Raw genomic sequence first — 17,917 nt, forward strand, 5'->3', positions numbered from 1 at the left:
TCGGGTTGTTGACAAACAGCTGGCTTGGTTGCCGGTCAAAGGGCCGCACAGTCCCCAACAACCCAGTGACAATTCACTTGTATGAGGAGTTCACCATGGCAATGGTTACCGTGGCCGCCACCCAGATGGCCTGCAGCTGGAACAAAGAAGAGAACATCGCCCGCGCCGAACAGCTGGTGCGCCAGGCCGCCGGCCAGGGCGCCCAGATCATCCTGATCCAAGAGCTGTTTGAAACTCCCTACTTCTGTATCGACCAGAGCCCAGAGCACTTCGCCCTGGCCCAGGAGGTGGACCACAGCCCGCTGATCCGCCACTTCCAGGCCCTGGCCAAGGAGCTGGAAGTGGTGCTGCCGATCAGCTTCTTCGAGCGCGCCGGCTACGCCCACTACAACTCCCTGGTGGTGATCGACGCCGACGGCAGCCTGCTGGACCTGTATCGCAAGACCCATATCCCCAACGGCCCGGCCTACCAGGAAAAGCAGTTCTTCACCCCCGGCGACACCGGCTTCAAGGTGTGGCAGACCCGCTACGCCAAGATCGGCGTGGGCATCTGCTGGGATCAGTGGTTCCCGGAAACCGCCCGCAGTCTGGCGCTGATGGGCGCCGAGCTCATTTTCTTCCCCACCGCCATCGGCTCCGAGCCCGCCTACCCGGAGATCGACAGCCAGCCCCATTGGACCCGCACCCAGCAGGGCCACGCCGCCGCCAACCTGGTGCCGGTGATCGCTTCCAACCGCATCGGCACCGAGCAGAGCAAGCACATCGACGGCCTGGAGATGACCTTCTACGGCTCCTCCTTTATCGCCGATCAGTTCGGCGAGCTGGTGCAGCAGGCGGACAAGACCTCCGAGTGCGTGCTGGTGCACCGCTTCGACCTGGAGGAGATCGCCAGGACCCGCATCAGCTGGGGCCTGTTCCGCGACCGCCGCCCGGCCATGTACCAGGCGCTGCTGACCTCCGACGGCACGACCCCGGGAGGCCGCTGATGGAACCGCTGAACGGCTTTCACATGCCCGCCGAGTGGGCGCCCCAGCAGGCGGTGTGGATGATCTGGCCGCACCGGCCGGACAACTGGCGCGACCAGGCCGCCCCGGCCCAGGCCACCTTCGCCCGGGTGGCCGAGGCTATCGCCGCCGCCACCCCCGTCTATATGGCGGTGCCGGCGAAGGAGATGGACAAGGCCCGGACGGTGATGCCGCCCCAGGTTACGCTGGTGACCATCGACAGCGACGACGCCTGGGCCCGGGACACGGGTCCCACTGTGGTGGTGAATGGCAAGGGCGGGGCCGTCGGCATCGACTGGCGCTTCAACGCCTGGGGTGGCCATGAGGGCGGCCTCTACCATCCCTGGGATCAGGATCAGGCTATGGCCCGGGCCATGCTGGCGGTGCACGGGCTGCCGGCGGTGGCAAGTCCGCTGGTGCTCGAAGGCGGCTCCATCCACGTGGACGGCGAAGGCACTCTGCTCACCACCACCGAGTGCCTGCTGAACCCCAACCGCAACCCCCACCTGAGCCAGGCGGACATAGAGCAGCACCTGAGGGAAACCCTGGGCGTCAGCCACTTTATCTGGCTGCCGGAAGGGGTCTATATGGACGAGACCGACGGCCATATCGACAACATGGCCTGTTTCGCCCGCCCCGGCGAGGTGCTGCTGCACTGGTGCGAGGATGAAAGCGATCCCCAGTACGCCCGCAGCCGGGCGGCGCTGGCGGTGCTGGAGCAGGCGGTGGACGCCAGGGGCCGCAAGCTCAAGGTGTGGAAGCTGCCCCAGCCCGGCCCGCTTTATGTGGCCGAGGAGGAAGCCGCCGGGGTCGAAAGCGGCGCCGCCGTGCCCCGGCTGGCCGGCGAACGGCTGGCGGGCTCCTACGTGAACTTTTTGATCAGCAACCGGCGGCTGGTGTTCCCGCTGCTGGACCAGCGCACCGACGGCGAAGCCCGACGGCTGCTGGAGACCATCTTCCCGGAGCTGGATGTGGTCGGCGTGCCGGCGCGGGAGATCCTGCTCGGCGGCGGCAATATCCACTGCATCACCCAGCAGATCCCGGCGGTGTAAAGCCCGGGGATTGGTCGATACGGTCGGGGCGCAGGCGGGCCGCCTGCGCTCCACCAGTCAGGTGCCAATCTGCAAACGTCGTTTGCCGCCGACGAAAGTGGCAGGGATAGCACACGCCTGACAGTTTGATTTTTAAACTATATAGCGCTCTAGGGCACCATATAGTTTAAAACTTAGGCAACGCCTTTCCCCTATGTCGGAGGCTTCGATGGCTTCTTACGAGGTGTAGTCTGTCGGCCAAAGGGCACTACTCCTCCGGCACGCCGTGGGACCTGGTACTCACCATTTCGGCCTGCTGCGAACATTCACTGGATGTTCGGTCAGGCCGAAATGGTTCGTCACGGCGAGCAAGCTCGCCCCATGGGGGCTCCGCCGCGCCCTCCCTGGCGCGGAGGGCAGGCGGAGCAGTCCCCTTGTCCTCCCTATATCACCGCAGCTGCCTGCTGGCACCACCCTCAGACGGCGTCAGAGCTTGAAAGAGGTAACAGGCCGACCGTCACCTGCCAGGGATGGCAGGTGACGGTCGGCGGAGGTGGCCCTGTTGACTCTTATCTACGTTGCAACAGACAACAAATAGCCGATTGGTCAATTTTTAAACTGATCGGTACTCTAGGCTATGGTCGGTCGAATAAATTCGGCAGGGCCCTTACCCGAACCGGGCCAGGCGGAAGGGTGCCAGATCGAAGCCGGGCTCGCCGTCCAGCATCCAGTGGGCGAACAGCTCGCCCAGCACGCCGGCGAACTTGAAGCCGTGGCCCGAGCAGGCGCTGGCGAAAAACACCTGACCATGCTCGGGATGCCGGTCCAGGATAAAGTGCTCGTCCGGGGTGCGGATATAGTGGCAGACTTTGCCCTCGATAAAGCTACCGACTTGCGGCAGGTAGGTCCGCACAAAGGTATCCAGCTCTTCCCTGTCTTCCCTGTAAGCACCAAAGGGGGCAAGGGGCTCGCCCGGGGCCAAGGGCTGGCCGCCGTCGTGCCGGCCAAGCTTGAGACCGGCGCCGTCCAGTGTCGGAAAGCCGTAATAGATGGCCTCGGCCAGCACGGCGGAAAAACCGGGGAACACATCGGGTCCGTAACGGCCGGGATCGGCCTCGTACCAGGCGAAGGTCTTGCGCACCCGTTGCAGCGGCAGCACCAGGCCCAGCTGCGCCAGCAGCGGCGCCACCCGCTGGCCGGCACTGACCAGCATCTTGGCCGCCGTGAGCCGGCTGCCGTCGTTCAGCTCGGCCACCACCCCGCCGGCCTGGGCGCGCAACCCGGTCACGGCGCGCCCGCCCAGCAACAGGGCGCCCTGCCGTTGCCCCAGCTCACGCCAGGCGGTCAGCGCCCGCTCGCAGTAGAGCACCCCGGCCTCGGGCTCAAAGCGGCTGGCGAAATCGGCGGGCAGCCGCCAGCCCGGCCAATGCGCCATGGCCTGCGAGGCCCGCCGTTGCTCGAGCGGCAGCCGGTATTCGGCGGCGCTGCGCACCACCTGCGCCAGGAAGGGACTGTCGGCCACTCCCAGGTTGACCACACCGCAGGGCTCGACCAATCGCTCGCCGCTCAGCCGCTCAAGCTCGTCCCACAACACCCTCGCCCGCAGCAACAGCGGTATGTAGGCCGCCCCCTCGCCATAGGCGGTGCGGGTCAGCCGGGTGCTGCCGTGGTGGGAGCCCAGGGTGTGCGGCGGCTCGCCTTCATCCAGCAGCACGACCCGCGCGCCCCGGCGGGCCAGATAAAAACCGGCCGCCATGCCGACCGAGCCGGCCCCGATAATCAGTACATCTGCATCCATGGTGGTCCTTGTGTGTTTGCGCCGGCGCATGGCGGCCGGGTCGGATTCTTTGTAAGCTTGCGACAAATCAAGCCGAGAACATTATGCCATGTCGTCGATCCCCTTATCCCGCTCTTTGCTGACCCGCATCACCCTGCTGATGCTGACCCTGGTGCTGCTGGCCCTGATCGGCCTGGCCGCCTCGGCCTGGCTGTCCGAAAAAACCGAAGGCCGGGCCTTCGTGATCAACAAGGCCGGCTCGCTCAGGATGCAGAGCTACCGCCTGCTCAGCCGGGTGCCGCTGCAAGACGGCGGCGACCTGCAGATGCTGGAGCAGGATCTGCGCGACCCGGTGCTGATGCGCATTCTGCAGGACGACGGTCTCGGCGGGCAGCATCAGCAGCTCTGGCAGCAGTGGCAACCGCTCAAGGCCGGCCTGCAGGCAGCCACCAGCAGCCGGCAGCTCGGCGACGAAGTCGCCGGCTTTGTCGCCGCCATCGACCGCCTGGTGGCCCAGCTCGAGCAGAATACCGAGGCCAGCCTGCAACGCCAGAGCTGGCTGCAGTTCATGGTGATGCTGGCCATGCTGCTGATCCTGGGAGTGGCGGTGGTCTACCTGCACCGGCGCCTGATCACCCCCCTGCGCCGCCTGCTGCTGGTGGCCCGCGCCGTGGGTAACGGGGATTTCGCCTGCCGCAGCGGCATCGGCGGCGACGATGAAATGGCGGTGCTGGCTGGCACCATCGACACCATGAACCGCCAGCTGTCCGAGCTGTACGGCCACCTGGAGCAGAAGGTGGAGCAGCAGACCCGGGCCCTGGTGCGCTCCAACCAGACCCTGACCACCCTCTATGATACCCAGCGGGAGCTGCAGGGCGTAGAGCCCCTGTATCGGCGCCTGCCGGCATTGCTCGGCCGACTCGAGCAACTGACCCCGCTGCGCCAGATCTGCATTCACCTGTACGAAGAGGGCGATGACAGTCCCTTCGAGGAACTGACCGCTTGCTCGGACCGCCCGGGCCCGCGCGAGGCACCCAATTACCGCTGCCCGCTGCAGGACAACCGCGGTCACTACGGCCAGGTGTTGGCCTACTGCCCGCCGGCCAGCCCCCTGGACGACGAGCAGCAACAACTGCTGACCAGCATTTTCGATCAGATCACCACCGCCCTGGCGCTGGAGCGCCGACAGCATCAGCACCAGCAACTGCAACTGATGGAAGAAAGGGCGACCATCGCCCGCGAGCTGCACGACTCCCTGGCCCAGGCGTTGACCTACCTCAAGCTGCAGGTCAGCTATGTGCGGCTGCAGTTGCCCGACCCCAGCCCGGAAGTGGCCACCGGGCTGGACGAAATGCGCGAAGGGCTGAACAATGCCTATCGCCAGCTGCGCGAACTGCTCACCACCTTCCGTCTCAAGCTGGACAAGCCGGGCCTGTATGCCGCGCTCAGTGACACCGTGGCCGAGTTCAGCCGCCGGCTCGGTTTTGCTATCGAGTTCGAGTATCAGCTGTCGCCCCACCGGCTCGGCCCCAACCAGACCATTCATCTGGTGCAGATCACCCGGGAGGCGCTGCACAACGTGATCAAGCACGCCCACGCCAGCGAAGTCGGGGTCAGGGTATGGCAACAGGGCGAGTACATTTACCTGTCGGTGGCGGATAACGGCACCGGGGTGGGCGCCATTGACCATACCGAACAGCACTACGGGGTCAACATCATGCAGGACAGGGCAAGCAGCCTGGGCGGGCAACTCAGGGTGGTGCCGGGAGCCAGGGGCGGCACCCTGCTGGAGGTGTGTTTCAGACCTTGAGGTGTGAGCTCGGTTGAATTCGACCCTACGGGAGCCGTAGGATCGAATTCATTCGGCCGCGGCGGGTTTACGCCTGCTCGGACTTGGGATGCTTGGCCGCGGTGTCCTTGATCAGGCTTTGCAGTTCGCCCTGCTGGAACATCTCGATGATGATGTCGCAGCCGCCGACAAGCTCCCCTTCCACCCACAGCTGGGGAAAGGTCGGCCAGTTGGCGTACTTGGGCAGCTCGGCGCGGATATCGGGGTTTTGCAGGATGTCCACATAGGCGAAGGGCTCGCCGCAGTTCATCAGCGCCTGGGAGGCCTGGGCGGAAAAGCCGCAGCTGGGGAACTTGGGTGAACCTTTCATGTACAGCAGGATGGGGTTTTCGCTGATCTGGGTTTTGATTTTTTCAATGGTGTCCATAACCACCTCGGACGGCGTTGTTGTTAAAAGAGTCTATTCTACTTTATCCCTCTGCGGCCACAAGAGCGAGGGCGCATAAATTGGTATCTGCAAAGCAATAAAAGCCCCTCGGTACACAGGGTCATTATCCCCTTACAAAAGCTGTTGTTGTTTCGCCATCCGGCAAACTGTTACAATCCTTTCAGCAATTTAGCGGTTTACGGCTATGCTCAGAGCTAAGCCGTTCCCGCCATGGAAAGAAAACAACAAGCAGCAATGTCTCGGCCAGCCCCGGCTGGCGCAATCAAAATGGAGAACATAACAATGGCATTTGAACTTCCCGCACTGCCTTACGCCAAAAATGCTCTGGAACCCCATATCTCCCAGGAAACCCTGGAATACCACTACGGCAAGCACCACAACACCTATGTGGTCAACCTGAACAACCTGGTTCCCGGCACCGAGTTCGAAGGCAAATCCCTGGAAGACATCATCAAGACCTCTTCCGGCGGCATCTTCAACAACGCTGCCCAAGTGTGGAACCATACCTTCTACTGGCACTGCCTGTCCCCCAACGGTGGCGGCGAGCCGACCGGCGCCCTGGCCGATGCCATCAAGGCCGCCTTCGGCTCCTTCGATGCCTTCAAGGAAGAGTTCACCAAGTCCTGTGTAACCAACTTCGGTTCCGGCTGGACCTGGCTGGTGAAGAAGGCCGACGGCTCCGTGGGCATCGCCAACACCTCCAACGCCGGCTGCCCGCTGACCGACGGCGTAGCCCCGCTGCTGACCTGTGACGTCTGGGAGCACGCCTACTACATCGACTACCGCAACGTGCGTCCCGACTACGTGAAAGCCTTCTGGGCCCTGGTCAACTGGGACTTCGTGGCAGAAAACTTCGCCAAGTAAGTTTTGGCCAGTCAAAAACACCCCGGCCTTCCGGGGTGTTTTTGTTGCTGGCTCTTTTTTAATCAGCCGACTTGGGTGTAAAATGCGCCCTCTTTTATTTCTGCCCCTTTAAAGTGAGTTAAGCCAAGTGAGTATGTCTGTTCCCCGTATCGGCTTCGTGTCCCTCGGTTGCCCGAAAAACCTGGTCGACTCCGAGCGTATTCTGACCCAATTGCGTATCGAAGGTTATGATGTGGTGCCTTCATACGATGATGCCGATCTGGTGATCGTCAATACTTGCGGCTTTATCGACAGCGCCGTGCAGGAATCCCTGGAAGCGGTAGGCGAAGCCCTGAGCGAAAACGGCAAGGTCATCGTCACCGGCTGCCTGGGCGCCAAGGAAGACCAAATTCGCGAAGTGCACCCCAAGGTGCTGGAAATCACCGGCCCCCACTCCTACGAGCAGGTGCTGAACCATGTGCATAAATACGTGCCGCGCCCGCAGTACAACCCCTTCGTCAGCCTGGTGCCCGAGCAGGGCGTCAAGCTCACCCCCAAGCATTTCGCCTACCTGAAGATCTCCGAAGGCTGCAACCACAAGTGCACCTTCTGCATCATCCCCTCCATGCGCGGCGATCTGGACAGCCGCCCCATCGGCGAGGTGCTGAGCGAAGCCCGTCGCCTGGTGGACGCCGGGGTGAAGGAGCTGCTGGTGATCTCCCAGGATACTTCCGCCTACGGGGTGGACGTCAGGCACAAGACCGGCTTCGCCGATGGCATGCCGGTCAAGACCCACATCCAGGCCCTGTGCGAAGAGCTCGGCAAGATGGGGGTTTGGGTGCGACTGCACTATGTGTACCCCTACCCACACGTGGACGATCTGATCCCGCTGATGCGCGACGGCAAGATACTGCCCTACCTGGACATTCCGCTGCAGCACGCCAGCCCCCGTATCCTCAAGCTGATGAAACGCCCGGGCGCGGTAGAGCGCACCCTGGAGCGCATTCGCAGCTGGCGCGAAATCTGCCCCGAGATCACCATCCGCTCCACCTTTATCGTCGGCTTCCCCGGCGAAACCGAGGAAGACTTCCAACTGCTGCTCGACTTTATCGGGCAGGCCGAGCTGGATCGGGTCGGCTGCTTCACCTACAGCCCGGTGGAAGGCGCCCGCGCCAACGAGCTGGCGGATCCGGTGCCGGAAGAGGTCAAGCAGGAGCGCTTCGAACGCTTTATGGCGCTGCAGCAGGAGATCTCCACCCGCAAGCTGGCGCAGAAGGTGGGCAGGGTCATTGACGTGCTGATCGACGAGGTGGACGAAGAAGGAGCCATCGGCCGCTCCAGCGCCGACGCCCCGGAGATCGACGGCCTGGTCTACCTCAACGGAGAGACCGGCCTCGAGCCCGGTGAGCTGGTGAAGGTCACCGTCACCCACTCCGACGAATACGATCTCTGGGGCGAGCTGCTCTAGGCTCTGACTGTTCCGACAAAAAGCCCCGCCCGCGGGGCTTTTTTACATCTTCAGAGAATGGTCCGTTCATTTCATTTGTTATTAAGCAACACCATTATTGGCTTTTTTTCCGCCTTGCGAGTAATTTTTTTAGAGTTCAGTCATACTTTGGTATGGGGACACTCTTAACGCAATCGATTGTCCTGTATAGTGTATCCACTTTTGTTACGCAGCCCAGGGTTGTTCCTGGCCCGTCCCATCGAGCCCGGTAGTCCAGATGAATACTTTAGAAAAAATTACAAAAAATATAGATAGTTTCAGCAAGTCTGAAAGGAAAGTGGCGGAAGTGATCCTGGCATCACCGCAAACCGCCATCCACTCCAGCATCGCCGCCCTGGCCAAGCTGGCGGACGTGAGCGAGCCGACCGTCAACCGTTTCTGCCGCCGGCTCGACACCAAGGGTTTCCCCGACTTCAAGCTGCACCTGGCCCAGAGCCTGGCCAACGGCACCCCCTATGTAAACCGCCATGTGGAAGAAGACGACGGCCCCGAGTCCTATACCGCCAAGATCTTCGAGTCCAGCATGGCCTGCCTGGATTCGGCCCGGCACAGCCTGGACCCGCAGGCGGTCAACCGCTGCGTGGATATCCTGACCCAGGCCAAGAAGCTGTCCTTCTTCGGCCTCGGCGCCTCTTCCGCCGTGGCCCACGACGCCATGAACAAATTCTTCCGCTTCAACGTGCCGGTGTTGTGTTTCGACGACGTGGTGATGATGCGCATGAGCTGCATCGCCAGCTCCGAGGGCGACGTGGTGGTGCTGATTTCCCACACCGGCCGCACCAAGGCGCTGGTGGAAATCGCCCAGCTCGCCCGCCAGAACGACGCCATCGTCATCGGCCTCACCGCCAAGGACTCGCCCCTGGCCCGGGAGTGCACCATGGTGCTGTCGATGGACGTGCCGGAAGACACCGACGTCTACCTGCCGATGGCCTCCCGCCTGGCCCAGATGGTGCTAATCGACGTGCTGTCTACCGGCTTTATCCTGCGTCGTGGCACCAAGTTTCGGGAAAACCTGAAGAAAGTTAAGGAAGGGATAAAAAATTCACGATTTGATAACCCTCACCTTTGATTTTGATCAAATGGCCGGCAAATACCGGCCATTTTTGTGACCGCGTCTACACTTTGCCCCCGGCTTCGGTTATTATCGGTAACAATTTACAAAACCAAGGATGCAGCATCAGACCGTGAGCACGCCAGCAACCTCCCTCCATGAGCCCAAAAGCGCTCAGAAAATGGCCCCTCGACTCCTGTCTGCAGACATCCGTTGTTCATCCCCTATTCGCAGCCCACACGGCTTAAAAAGCAAACCCTATCTCCCCTATCTATCCTTTAAAAGTCTCAATTGGAGTCTCCTATGTTAAGACGTACCAAGATTGTCACCACCCTGGGTCCGGCCACCGATCGCGATAACAACCTGGAAGGGATTATCGCCGCCGGCGCCAACGTGGTGCGGATGAACTTTTCCCACGGTACCCCGGAAGATCACATGACCCGCGCCAACCAGGTGCGGGAGATTGCCAAGAAACTGGGCAAGCACGTGGCCATCCTCGGTGACCTGCAGGGACCCAAGATCCGCGTCTCCACCTTCAAGGACGGCAAGATCCACCTTAATATCGGCGACAAGTTCGTGCTGGATGCGGATCTGCCGAAAGGCGCCGGTGACCAGCAGCAGGTCGGCATCGACTATAAAGAGCTGCCGCGCGACGTGAAGGACGGCGATATCCTGCTGCTCGACGACGGTCGAGTTCAGCTGCGGGTCGAGGGCGTGGAAGGCAACAAGGTATTGACCGAAGTTACCGTGGCCGGTCCCCTGTCCAACAACAAGGGCATCAACAAGAAAGGCGGTGGCCTGTCCGCCCCGGCGCTGACCGAGAAAGACAAGGAAGACATCAAGACCGCCGCCAAGATCGGCGTCGACTACCTGGCCGTGTCCTTCCCGCGTACCGGTGAAGACATGCGCATCGCCCGCGAACTGGCCCGTGCCGCCGGCAGCAATGCCAAGCTGGTGGCCAAGGTGGAGCGCGCCGAAGCAGTGGCCACCGATGCCGCGATGGAAGACGTGATCCTGGCCTCCGACGTGGTGATGGTAGCCCGGGGCGACCTGGGTGTGGAAATCGGCGATCCCGAGCTGGTGGGCGTGCAGAAGAAGCTGATCCGCACCTCCCGCCGCCTGAACCGGGTGGTGATCACCGCCACCCAGATGATGGAGTCGATGATCACCGCGCCCCTGCCCACCCGGGCCGAGGTGATGGACGTGGCCAACGCCGTGCTCGACGGCACCGATGCGGTGATGCTCTCTGCCGAAACCGCAGCTGGCCAATTCCCGATTGAAACCGTGAAGGCGATGGCGGAAGTCTGCCTGGGCGCCGAGAAGCATCCCAGCGTCAATGTGTCCAACCACCGCATGAACTTCACCTTCACCTCGGTAGAAGAAACCGTGTCCATGTCCACCATGTACGCGGCCAACCACCTGCAGGGCGTGAAGGCGATCGTCGCCCTGACCCAGTCCGGTACCACCCCGCTGCTGATGTCCCGCATCAGTTCCGGCCTGCCGATCTTTTCGCTGTCGCGGGAAGCCAAGACCCTGGCCTGGACCAACCTGTATCGTGGCGTGACCCCGGTCTACTTCAAGCCTGACGACAGCCTGAGCACCGCCGAAATCTGCCGCGAGGCGCTGAAGGTGCTCAAGCAGAGCGGTTACGTCAATACCGGCGATCTGGTCCTGCTCACCCACGGCGACATGATGGAAGTGGTCGGCAGCACCAATACCTGCAAGATCCTGACCGTGGAATAAGCGGCGGAAGCTGGAAGAAATATAAAAAGGCCGGGCATTTGCCCGGCCTTTTCTGTTAATGACTGCCGGCGGCTCAGGCCGCGTCAGACTTTTTTGGCATTTCCCGGCTCAGTACCCCGGAAGCGAAACTGTCCACGGCGATAGCCTCGCGGCGCAGCTCTTCGGCCCGGGCCAGTCGCTGTGCCTCGGTGTCACTGATGATGCCCAGCTGCTTCGCCTGGGCCAGCATGGTGGCAATATCCTGCTTGCGCGGCAGCTTGCCGGCTTTCTGCGCCTCCAGCAACTTCTGCTCGATCCCCTGCACCGACACCATAGCCAGGAAGGCCGCCTCCACTTCACCCAGGCCCGGCTCGCTTTCCTTGGGCACATAGCACAGCTGGGTCAGGCGATCGCGCACCCCACCCGGGGTCATCAGCCGCTTGCAAATGGCCTGGGCGTGCTGATCCAGGGGCTTGTGGTAGCGGTTACCCAGCGGGAAGATCAGCACCTTCAGCGCCACCGCTACGGCACGGTTGGGGAAGTTCTGGAAGAAGCCGTCCAGGGCCTCGCCGATCAGATGCAGGTTGCGGCCCACCGCGTAGTGCACGAAGGGCAGTTCCTCGGCGAGGCGGCCGTTGTCTTCAAAGAACTTCAGGGTGGCAGAGGCCAGGTACAGGTGGCTCAGCACATCCCCCAGACGGGCCGAAATCATCTCCTTGCGCTTGAGGTCACCGCCCATGATCAGCATCGACATGTCGGCGCACAGGGCCAGGGCCTTGCTCATGCGAGTCAGTTGCCGGTAGTAGCGAGCGGTGGCGCCGGATACCGGGGCGCCGTTGAAGCGGGCACCGGTGAGCCCCTGCCAGAAGGCGCCGAACACGTTGCCGGCGGCGAAGCCGATGTGCTGGAACAGCAGCCGGTCGAACTGGTCCAGACCGGCCTGCTCATCCGGGTTGGCCGCCGCTTCCAGCTCCTTCAGCACGAAGGGATGGCAGCGGGTGGCGCCCTGGCCGAAGATCATCAGGTTGCGGGTGAGGATATTGGCCCCTTCCACGGTGATCGCCACCGGAATGCCCATGTAGTTGTGGGCCAGGTAGTTCTTGGGCCCCATCTGGATGGCCTTGCCCGCGTGCACGTCCATGGCGTCGTCCATGGCGGTTCGGGCCATCTCGGTCATATGGTATTTGGAGATGGCGGTGACGATGGCCGGGCTCTCCTTCAGATCCAGGCCACGGGTGGTCAGCCGGCGCGTCGCCTCCAACTGGTAGGTGAGCCCGCCGATACGGGCCAGGGCTTCCTGTACCCCCTCGAACTTGCCGATGGACAGGCCGAACTGCTTGCGCACATAGGCGTAGGCGCTGGTGCTCTGTACCGCCAGGTGACCGCTGGCGGTGCCCAACGCCGGTAGGGAGATGCCGCGACCGGCAGACAGGCATTCCACCAGCATGCGCCAGCCACGACCAGCATAGCCGGGACCACCGATGATCCAGTCGATGGGGATGAACACGTCCTCGCCCCGAGTAGTGCCGTTCAAGAACGCCAACCCCATGGGGAAGTGGCGGTCGCCTATCTCTACCCCCTTGTGGCTGGTGGGGATCAGGGCACAGGTGATGCCAATATCCTTGTTGTCACCCATCAAGCCGTCGGGATCATAAAGTTTGAACGCCAGCCCTAGCACGGTGGCGCGCGGCGCCAAGGTGATGTAGCGCTTGTCCCAGTTGAGGCGGATGCCCAGTATTTCTTCGCCGTGGTACTCGCCCCTGCACACCACACCGGTGTCGGGGATGGCGCCGGCATCGGAGCCGGCTTCCGGCCCGGTGAGGGCGAAACAGGGCACCTCGGTTCCCCTGGCCAGCCCTGGCAGCCAGCGATCCTTCTGCTCCGGGGTGCCGTAGTGCATCAGCAACTCACCCGGCCCCAGGGAGTTCGGCACCATGACGGTGACGGCGGCGCTGATGCTGCGTGTGGCGAGCCTGGCCACTATGGTGGAGTTGGCGTAGGCGGAAAAGTCCCGGCCGCCGTAAGACTTGGGGATGATCAGCGAGAAGAAGCCTTCCTTCTTGATATAGTCCCATACCGGTTCGGGCAGTTCGCGCTCGTCGTTGACGATATGATGATCGTCCAGCATTGCGAGCAGGGTTTCCACCTGGTTGTCGAGAAAGTGCTGCTCTTCATCGGTCAGGTGGGAGGGACCGTAAGCCATCAGTTTGGACCAGTCGGGTTTACCGCAGAACAGCTCGCCGTCCCACCACACCGAGCCGGCTTCCATCGCCTCACGCTCGGTAGCCGACAGCGGCGGCAATATCTTCTTGAAGGTGGCAAAGGCCGGGCCACTGATCCATTTCTTGCGTAAACTCATGATCCCTCTCCTTAGTAACCGGGATGACAATTCAACAGGGCTTGGCGCCGACGCCACTGGCCAGGTAAGGGATCACCTTACGCACCAGCCCTTCCACATCTATCTCTTCGTTGAAATCGGTACGGGCGATGTCCCGCAACGCCTCGCTGGAGGCCATGGTGAACACCACGGTGCCCAGGGTGAAATGCAGCCGCCAGAACACGTCGGCGGAAGACAGTTCGGGTGCCGCCTTGTGGATGGCCAGGGTGAAGTGCTCCAGCACCTCGCCGTAATGATTGACGATAAACCAACGCAGGAAGCCCTGGTTGTCGATATAGCCCCGCCCCAGCAGTTGCAGGAAAATCTCGGGCCCGCGCCGCTTGATCCTGCTCAGCGCCATCAGCGGCGCCACAAAACAGTCGAATACCTGATGCAGGGTGATCGCCGGCTCCGCCAGCAGGCGCTTGAGCGCCTCGTCGGTACCCGGCATGAAGAGCGACAGGTAACGGTCCATCACCGCCTTGATCAGATCCTTCTTGGAGCCGAAGTGATAATTGACCGACGCCAGGTTGACGTCGGCCGCACTGGTGATCAGCCTGAGCGAGGTTTCGCTGAAGCCCTGCTCGGCAAAGAGCACCTCGGCGGCATCGAGTATCTTCTGCTTGGTATCTTTCTTGCTCACTGAGCACCTCGAAATAAAACAACTGTTTAAAATTTACGTTTCACTGCAGGTTGCTGTCAAGTTAAAAACGCATCGAAAATTTTTTACGTCCGGCCACACATTTTGCGGGAACCTTCTGCTTGATCCCCGCCCTAATGTAATGCCACTGCAATTAAGCACTAAGTCTTTGCCCAGCTCCGCTGGGCATTTTTTTGGGTAAAATGTGGTAATGAGTCCGGCTTGAACAGGATGGAGCGCATTATGACCTTGGCCGATGCCCCGGCAGAAGTCCAATTGGCGGTGGATTTGATTGAACTGCTGGAAGTGAATCAGGTAGATCCCGAGCTGGCATTGGCGGCGCTGGCCATCGTCACCCGGGATTTCGAACGTAAACTGGCACAGTTCAGCGACGGCGAAGAGTAGCCTCTTCCTGGTGTTACGCCGTTCCCGCGCCTCCCGGCACGCCAGGTTTCCCTTCCCGATCGGGCTGGCGCATCGGTGCGCCGGAGGATATGCTCTGGTGCACCGATGTTCGTCGAGTCCGCCATGTTCAAGACCTTGCCCGATAACCTGATTTCCCGCTGGCTGCTGATTTTCCTGCTGCTGGTGGCCATTTACTTTTTCCACGACTTTCTGGTGCCGGTGCTGGGGGCCCTGATCATCGGCTTTGCCAGCTGGCCTCTCTACCGCCGGCTCCGTTCCCTGTGCCGGAACAAGGACATGCTGGCGGCCAGCCTCGCCGTGATGCTGGTGATGCTGGTCCTGGTGGTGCCGCTGTCCCTGACCTTTGCCTACGCCTTCGGGGAGATCAAGGGCTGGATTGAGCTGCTGATCGAGGTCAATCGCCAGGGCGCGGACATGCCCGAGTGGATCCGGGCCTTGCCCGCCCTGGGTACCTGGCTGACGCCCTATTGGGAACAGTATGTGGCCGAGCCCCAGGCCCTCAGCGAACTGGTACACCTGCTCAGCGGCGAGCAGCTCGGCAACATCTACCGCTGGATGCTGGCCCTGGGCAGCCGGGCCTTTCATCTGTTCCTGATCCTGGTATTCATGCTGATCACCCTGTTCTTCGTGTACAAGGACGGGGCCCTGCTGGCCCGCCAGCTCGACCGGGTGGGCGAATCGGTGCTGGCCGGGCACTGGGCCCGTTTTTCCCGCATGGTGCCGGCCACCGTCAGTTCCACCGTCACCGGCATGGGGCTGATCGCCCTGGGCGAAGGGGTGGTGCTCGGCATCGCCTACGCCGTGGCCGGGGTCCCTTCGCCGGTGGCGCTGGGCGTGCTCACCGGCTTTATGGCGCTGATCCCCGGCGGCGCCCCGCTCTCCTTCACCCTGGTTTCCCTCTACCTGGCAGGCTCCGGCAACATGGTGGCGGCGGTGGGGCTGTTCCTGTGGGGGGCGGTGGAATTGTTCATCGTGGACAAGACCATCCGCCCCCGGCTGGTGGGCGGCCCCATCAAGCTGCCGTTCCTGCCGACCTTTTTCGGCCTGGTCGGCGGAGTGACCACCATGGGCATCGTCGGCCTGTTCGTGGGGCCGGTGCTGATGGCGCTGCTGGTGGCCATCTGGCGGGAATGGCTGCACAGCCTGGCACCGGCCGCGCAGGAATAAAAAAAGCGTACCGCCGAGGCGGTACGCTTTCGGGAACACGGCGGGCCGGTCCCGGGTTACAGTTCGTCTTCCAGATAGGCGTAACCTTCCAGCCCGGCGGACAGCTCCTTCAGCAACATGGCGCGGGTCTCCTCGTCCAGATCCGGGTGACTGGCCTGCAGCTCGTACTGGGCGTTGATCACACTGGGATCGATGTCCACATAGCGCAACAGCTCGGCCACGTTGCTGCCGGCCTTGATGTTATTGATCTGCACCTGGCCCTGCTCGTCCAGCACCACCTCGGCGCTGTGGGTATCCCCGAACAGGTTGTGCATGTCACCCAGGATCTCCTGGTAAGCCCCCACCAGGAAGAAGCCCAGGTACTGGGGCTGGCCGGGCACGAACTCCGGCATCGGCAGCGTGGTTTCCACCCCCTGGCCGTCTACATACTGATCGATGGCACCGTCGGAATCGCAGGTGATGTCCAGGATCACCGCCCGGCGGGTCGGTGGCCGGTCGAGGCCGTCCAGCGGCAGCACCGGGAAGATCTGATCGATACCCCAGGCATCGGGCAGGGACTGGAACAGGGAGAAGTTGACGAAGCACTTGTCCGCCAGTTTCTCGTTCAGTTCGTCCATGATGGGTCTGTGCGCCCGGTTGACCGAGTCCAGCCTGGCCTTGATGCCGAGGCAGATATTGAGGTGCACCTCTTCCGCCCAGGCCCTGTCCTGCAGGCTCATCAGGCCCATGTTGTACTGCTCGTGCACGTCGGCCAGCTCGGCCACGGTGTCGTGGTAAATCTCGAGCAGGGGCGGATCGTCCCGGCACAGATCTTCCCAGGTTTCCCACATGTTCTGCAGCAGGAAGGGGGCATCGTCCGCCGGCGCCGCCGGCTGGGTCGGGGTGGCCGACTCGATGCTGATCACATTGGCCACCAGCAGGGCGTGGTGGGCGGTAATGGCCCGGCCCGATTCGCTGATGATACGAGGGTACGGCAGGTCGAACTCACGGCAGACGTTACCGATGCCCCACACCACGTTGTTGGCGTATTCGCGTAGGTTGTAGTTGGCGGAACAGTAGCTCTGGGAGCGGGTCCCTTCGTAGTCCACCCCCAGGCCGCCACCCACGTCGACGATATCCACCGGCACATCCAGCCGGCGCAGCTCGGCGTAGAAGCGGCCACATTCGCGGATACCCTTCTGGATATCGCGGATATTGGCGATCTGCGAGCCCAGGTGGAAGTGCAGCAGTTGCAGCCAGTCGATACAACCGGCGGCCTTCAGCTGGTTGACCAGGGCCAGTACCTGGGAGGCGCTCAGGCCGAACTTGGACTTCTCGCCGCCGCTGGACTGCCACTTACCGGCGCCCTGGGACGCCAGCCGCGCCCGCACGCCCAGACGCGGCGTCACATTGATGCGCCTGGCTTCCTCCATCACCAGGGCCAGCTCGGACAGCTTCTCGATCACGATATAGACCTGGTGGCCCATCTTGGTGCCGAGCAGCGCCAGGCGCACGTATTCCTTGTCCTTGTAACCGTTGCACACGATCACCGACTCGGTTTCGTGGGTATGAGCCAGCACCGCCAGCAGCTCGGGCTTGGAGCCGGCTTCCAGGCCCAGCCGGGGCTTGTCCTTGTAGGCCTTGGTGACCGCGTCCAGCACGCCTCGCTGCTGGTTGACCTTGATCGGGTAGACGGTCAGGTAGTCGCCCTCGTAGCCATAGTCCTCGATGGCGCCGTTGAAGGCATTGAACAGGGCGTCGATCCGGCTCTTGATGATATCGGGAAAGCGCAGCAGCACCGGCGCGGCATAGCCTTCGGCCTTGAGCTGTTCGACCACCTCGGACAGCACCACTTTCGCCTCGGGCCGTGTCTTGTCGGGGGTGACAACGACCCGTCCCTGGTCGTCCAGATGAAAGAAACCCGCGCCCCAGTAAGGCAGGTTGTAAACCTTGAGCGCATCGTTTGCGGACCATTCAGCCATATTCTTTGTCCCCATCTATCGTGTAAGGGCCATAGAAGATCCGGGCCTCGGCAGGCCCGGTACGATAATTGTTTGACGCCTCGATGGTATCGAGAACCCGTTGCCCGGGGCAAATGTAACGAAGCTCGTTCGGTTTTATAGTAACGGGTTTTACTGCCATTGCCCCCGAAAGCC

Annotated in this window: 14 protein-coding genes; 9 read left to right on the forward strand and 5 right to left on the reverse strand. The window is 62.3% G+C overall.

Features of this window, described 5'->3' with window-relative positions:
- The first annotated feature begins 95 nt into the window (after positions 1-95).
- Together aguB and aguA are read left to right on the forward strand one after the other, a co-directional pair.
- Positions 96-986 carry an N-carbamoylputrescine amidase gene (aguB, locus tag C7H85_RS04610; RefSeq protein WP_106728486.1) on the forward strand — a complete coding sequence of 297 codons (891 nt, stop codon included), beginning with the start codon at positions 96-98 and terminating at the stop codon, positions 984-986.
- Entirely contained in the window at positions 986-2,056 is a 1,071-nt protein-coding gene (aguA, locus tag C7H85_RS04615) for an agmatine deiminase (protein ID WP_106728487.1), read from the forward strand. The genes aguB and aguA overlap by 1 nt, the downstream gene beginning before the upstream one ends.
- Before the next feature lie 646 nt (positions 2,057-2,702).
- Here the strand turns inward: aguA and solA are convergent.
- Entirely contained in the window at positions 2,703-3,833 is a 1,131-nt protein-coding gene (solA, locus tag C7H85_RS04620; protein WP_106728488.1) for an N-methyl-L-tryptophan oxidase, read from the reverse strand.
- Positions 3,834-3,921: 88 nt separating this feature from the next.
- Here solA and C7H85_RS04625 point away from each other — a divergent pair, with 88 nt between their 5' ends.
- Complete coding sequence (locus C7H85_RS04625; RefSeq protein WP_106728489.1) at positions 3,922-5,622, forward strand: histidine kinase; 1,701 nt, start codon at positions 3,922-3,924, stop codon at positions 5,620-5,622.
- Between the two features lie 67 nt (positions 5,623-5,689).
- On the opposite strand, the gene C7H85_RS04630 is transcribed toward C7H85_RS04625, so the two are convergent.
- Positions 5,690-6,028, reverse strand: a complete 339-nt coding sequence (locus C7H85_RS04630; protein ID WP_106728490.1) for a Grx4 family monothiol glutaredoxin — start codon at positions 6,026-6,028, stop codon at positions 5,690-5,692.
- 303 nt (positions 6,029-6,331) lie between these two features.
- On the opposite strand from C7H85_RS04630, the gene sodB reads away from it, so the two are divergent.
- From sodB to pyk, 4 genes are all read left to right on the forward strand, one after another.
- A complete protein-coding gene (sodB, locus tag C7H85_RS04635; protein WP_106728491.1) occupies positions 6,332-6,913 on the forward strand; it encodes a superoxide dismutase [Fe] in 582 nt (193 codons plus the stop codon).
- Between the two features lie 133 nt (positions 6,914-7,046).
- Complete coding sequence (gene rimO, locus C7H85_RS04640) at positions 7,047-8,360, forward strand: 30S ribosomal protein S12 methylthiotransferase RimO (RefSeq protein WP_106728492.1); 1,314 nt, start codon at positions 7,047-7,049, stop codon at positions 8,358-8,360.
- A gap of 256 nt (positions 8,361-8,616) precedes the next feature.
- Positions 8,617-9,468: a MurR/RpiR family transcriptional regulator gene (locus C7H85_RS04645; protein ID WP_106728493.1), complete on the forward strand. Its 852-nt coding sequence runs from the start codon at positions 8,617-8,619 to the stop codon at positions 9,466-9,468.
- A 285-nt stretch (positions 9,469-9,753) separates the two neighbouring features.
- On the forward strand, positions 9,754-11,193 hold the full coding sequence (gene pyk, locus C7H85_RS04650; RefSeq protein ID WP_106728494.1) for a pyruvate kinase: 1,440 nt from the start codon (positions 9,754-9,756) through the stop codon (positions 11,191-11,193).
- Between the two features lie 73 nt (positions 11,194-11,266).
- Here pyk and C7H85_RS04655 read toward each other — a convergent pair whose 3' ends face one another.
- Positions 11,267-13,531: an acyl-CoA dehydrogenase gene (locus tag C7H85_RS04655; protein ID WP_106728495.1), complete on the reverse strand. Its 2,265-nt coding sequence runs from the start codon at positions 13,529-13,531 to the stop codon at positions 11,267-11,269.
- A gap of 31 nt (positions 13,532-13,562) precedes the next feature.
- On the reverse strand, positions 13,563-14,192 hold the full coding sequence (gene psrA, locus C7H85_RS04660; RefSeq protein ID WP_106728496.1) for a TetR family transcriptional repressor PsrA: 630 nt from the start codon (positions 14,190-14,192) through the stop codon (positions 13,563-13,565).
- Between the two features lie 240 nt (positions 14,193-14,432).
- Between psrA and rsmS the strand changes: the two genes are divergently transcribed.
- Both rsmS and C7H85_RS04670 read left to right on the forward strand, forming a co-directional pair.
- Complete coding sequence (rsmS, locus tag C7H85_RS04665; RefSeq protein ID WP_106728497.1) at positions 14,433-14,594, forward strand: pleiotropic regulatory protein RsmS; 162 nt, start codon at positions 14,433-14,435, stop codon at positions 14,592-14,594.
- A gap of 105 nt (positions 14,595-14,699) precedes the next feature.
- Positions 14,700-15,782, forward strand: a complete 1,083-nt coding sequence (locus C7H85_RS04670) for an AI-2E family transporter (RefSeq protein WP_210433556.1) — start codon at positions 14,700-14,702, stop codon at positions 15,780-15,782.
- A 56-nt stretch (positions 15,783-15,838) separates the two neighbouring features.
- Here C7H85_RS04670 and speA read toward each other — a convergent pair whose 3' ends face one another.
- Positions 15,839-17,743 (reverse strand): biosynthetic arginine decarboxylase, encoded by a 1,905-nt coding sequence (gene speA, locus C7H85_RS04675; protein WP_106728498.1) that lies wholly within the window; start codon positions 17,741-17,743, stop codon positions 15,839-15,841.
- Positions 17,744-17,917 lie beyond the last annotated feature (174 nt).

The sequence above is a fragment of the Zobellella endophytica genome (assembly GCF_003012775.1).
GTDB classification, from domain to species: domain Bacteria; phylum Pseudomonadota; class Gammaproteobacteria; order Enterobacterales; family Aeromonadaceae; genus Oceanimonas; species Oceanimonas endophytica.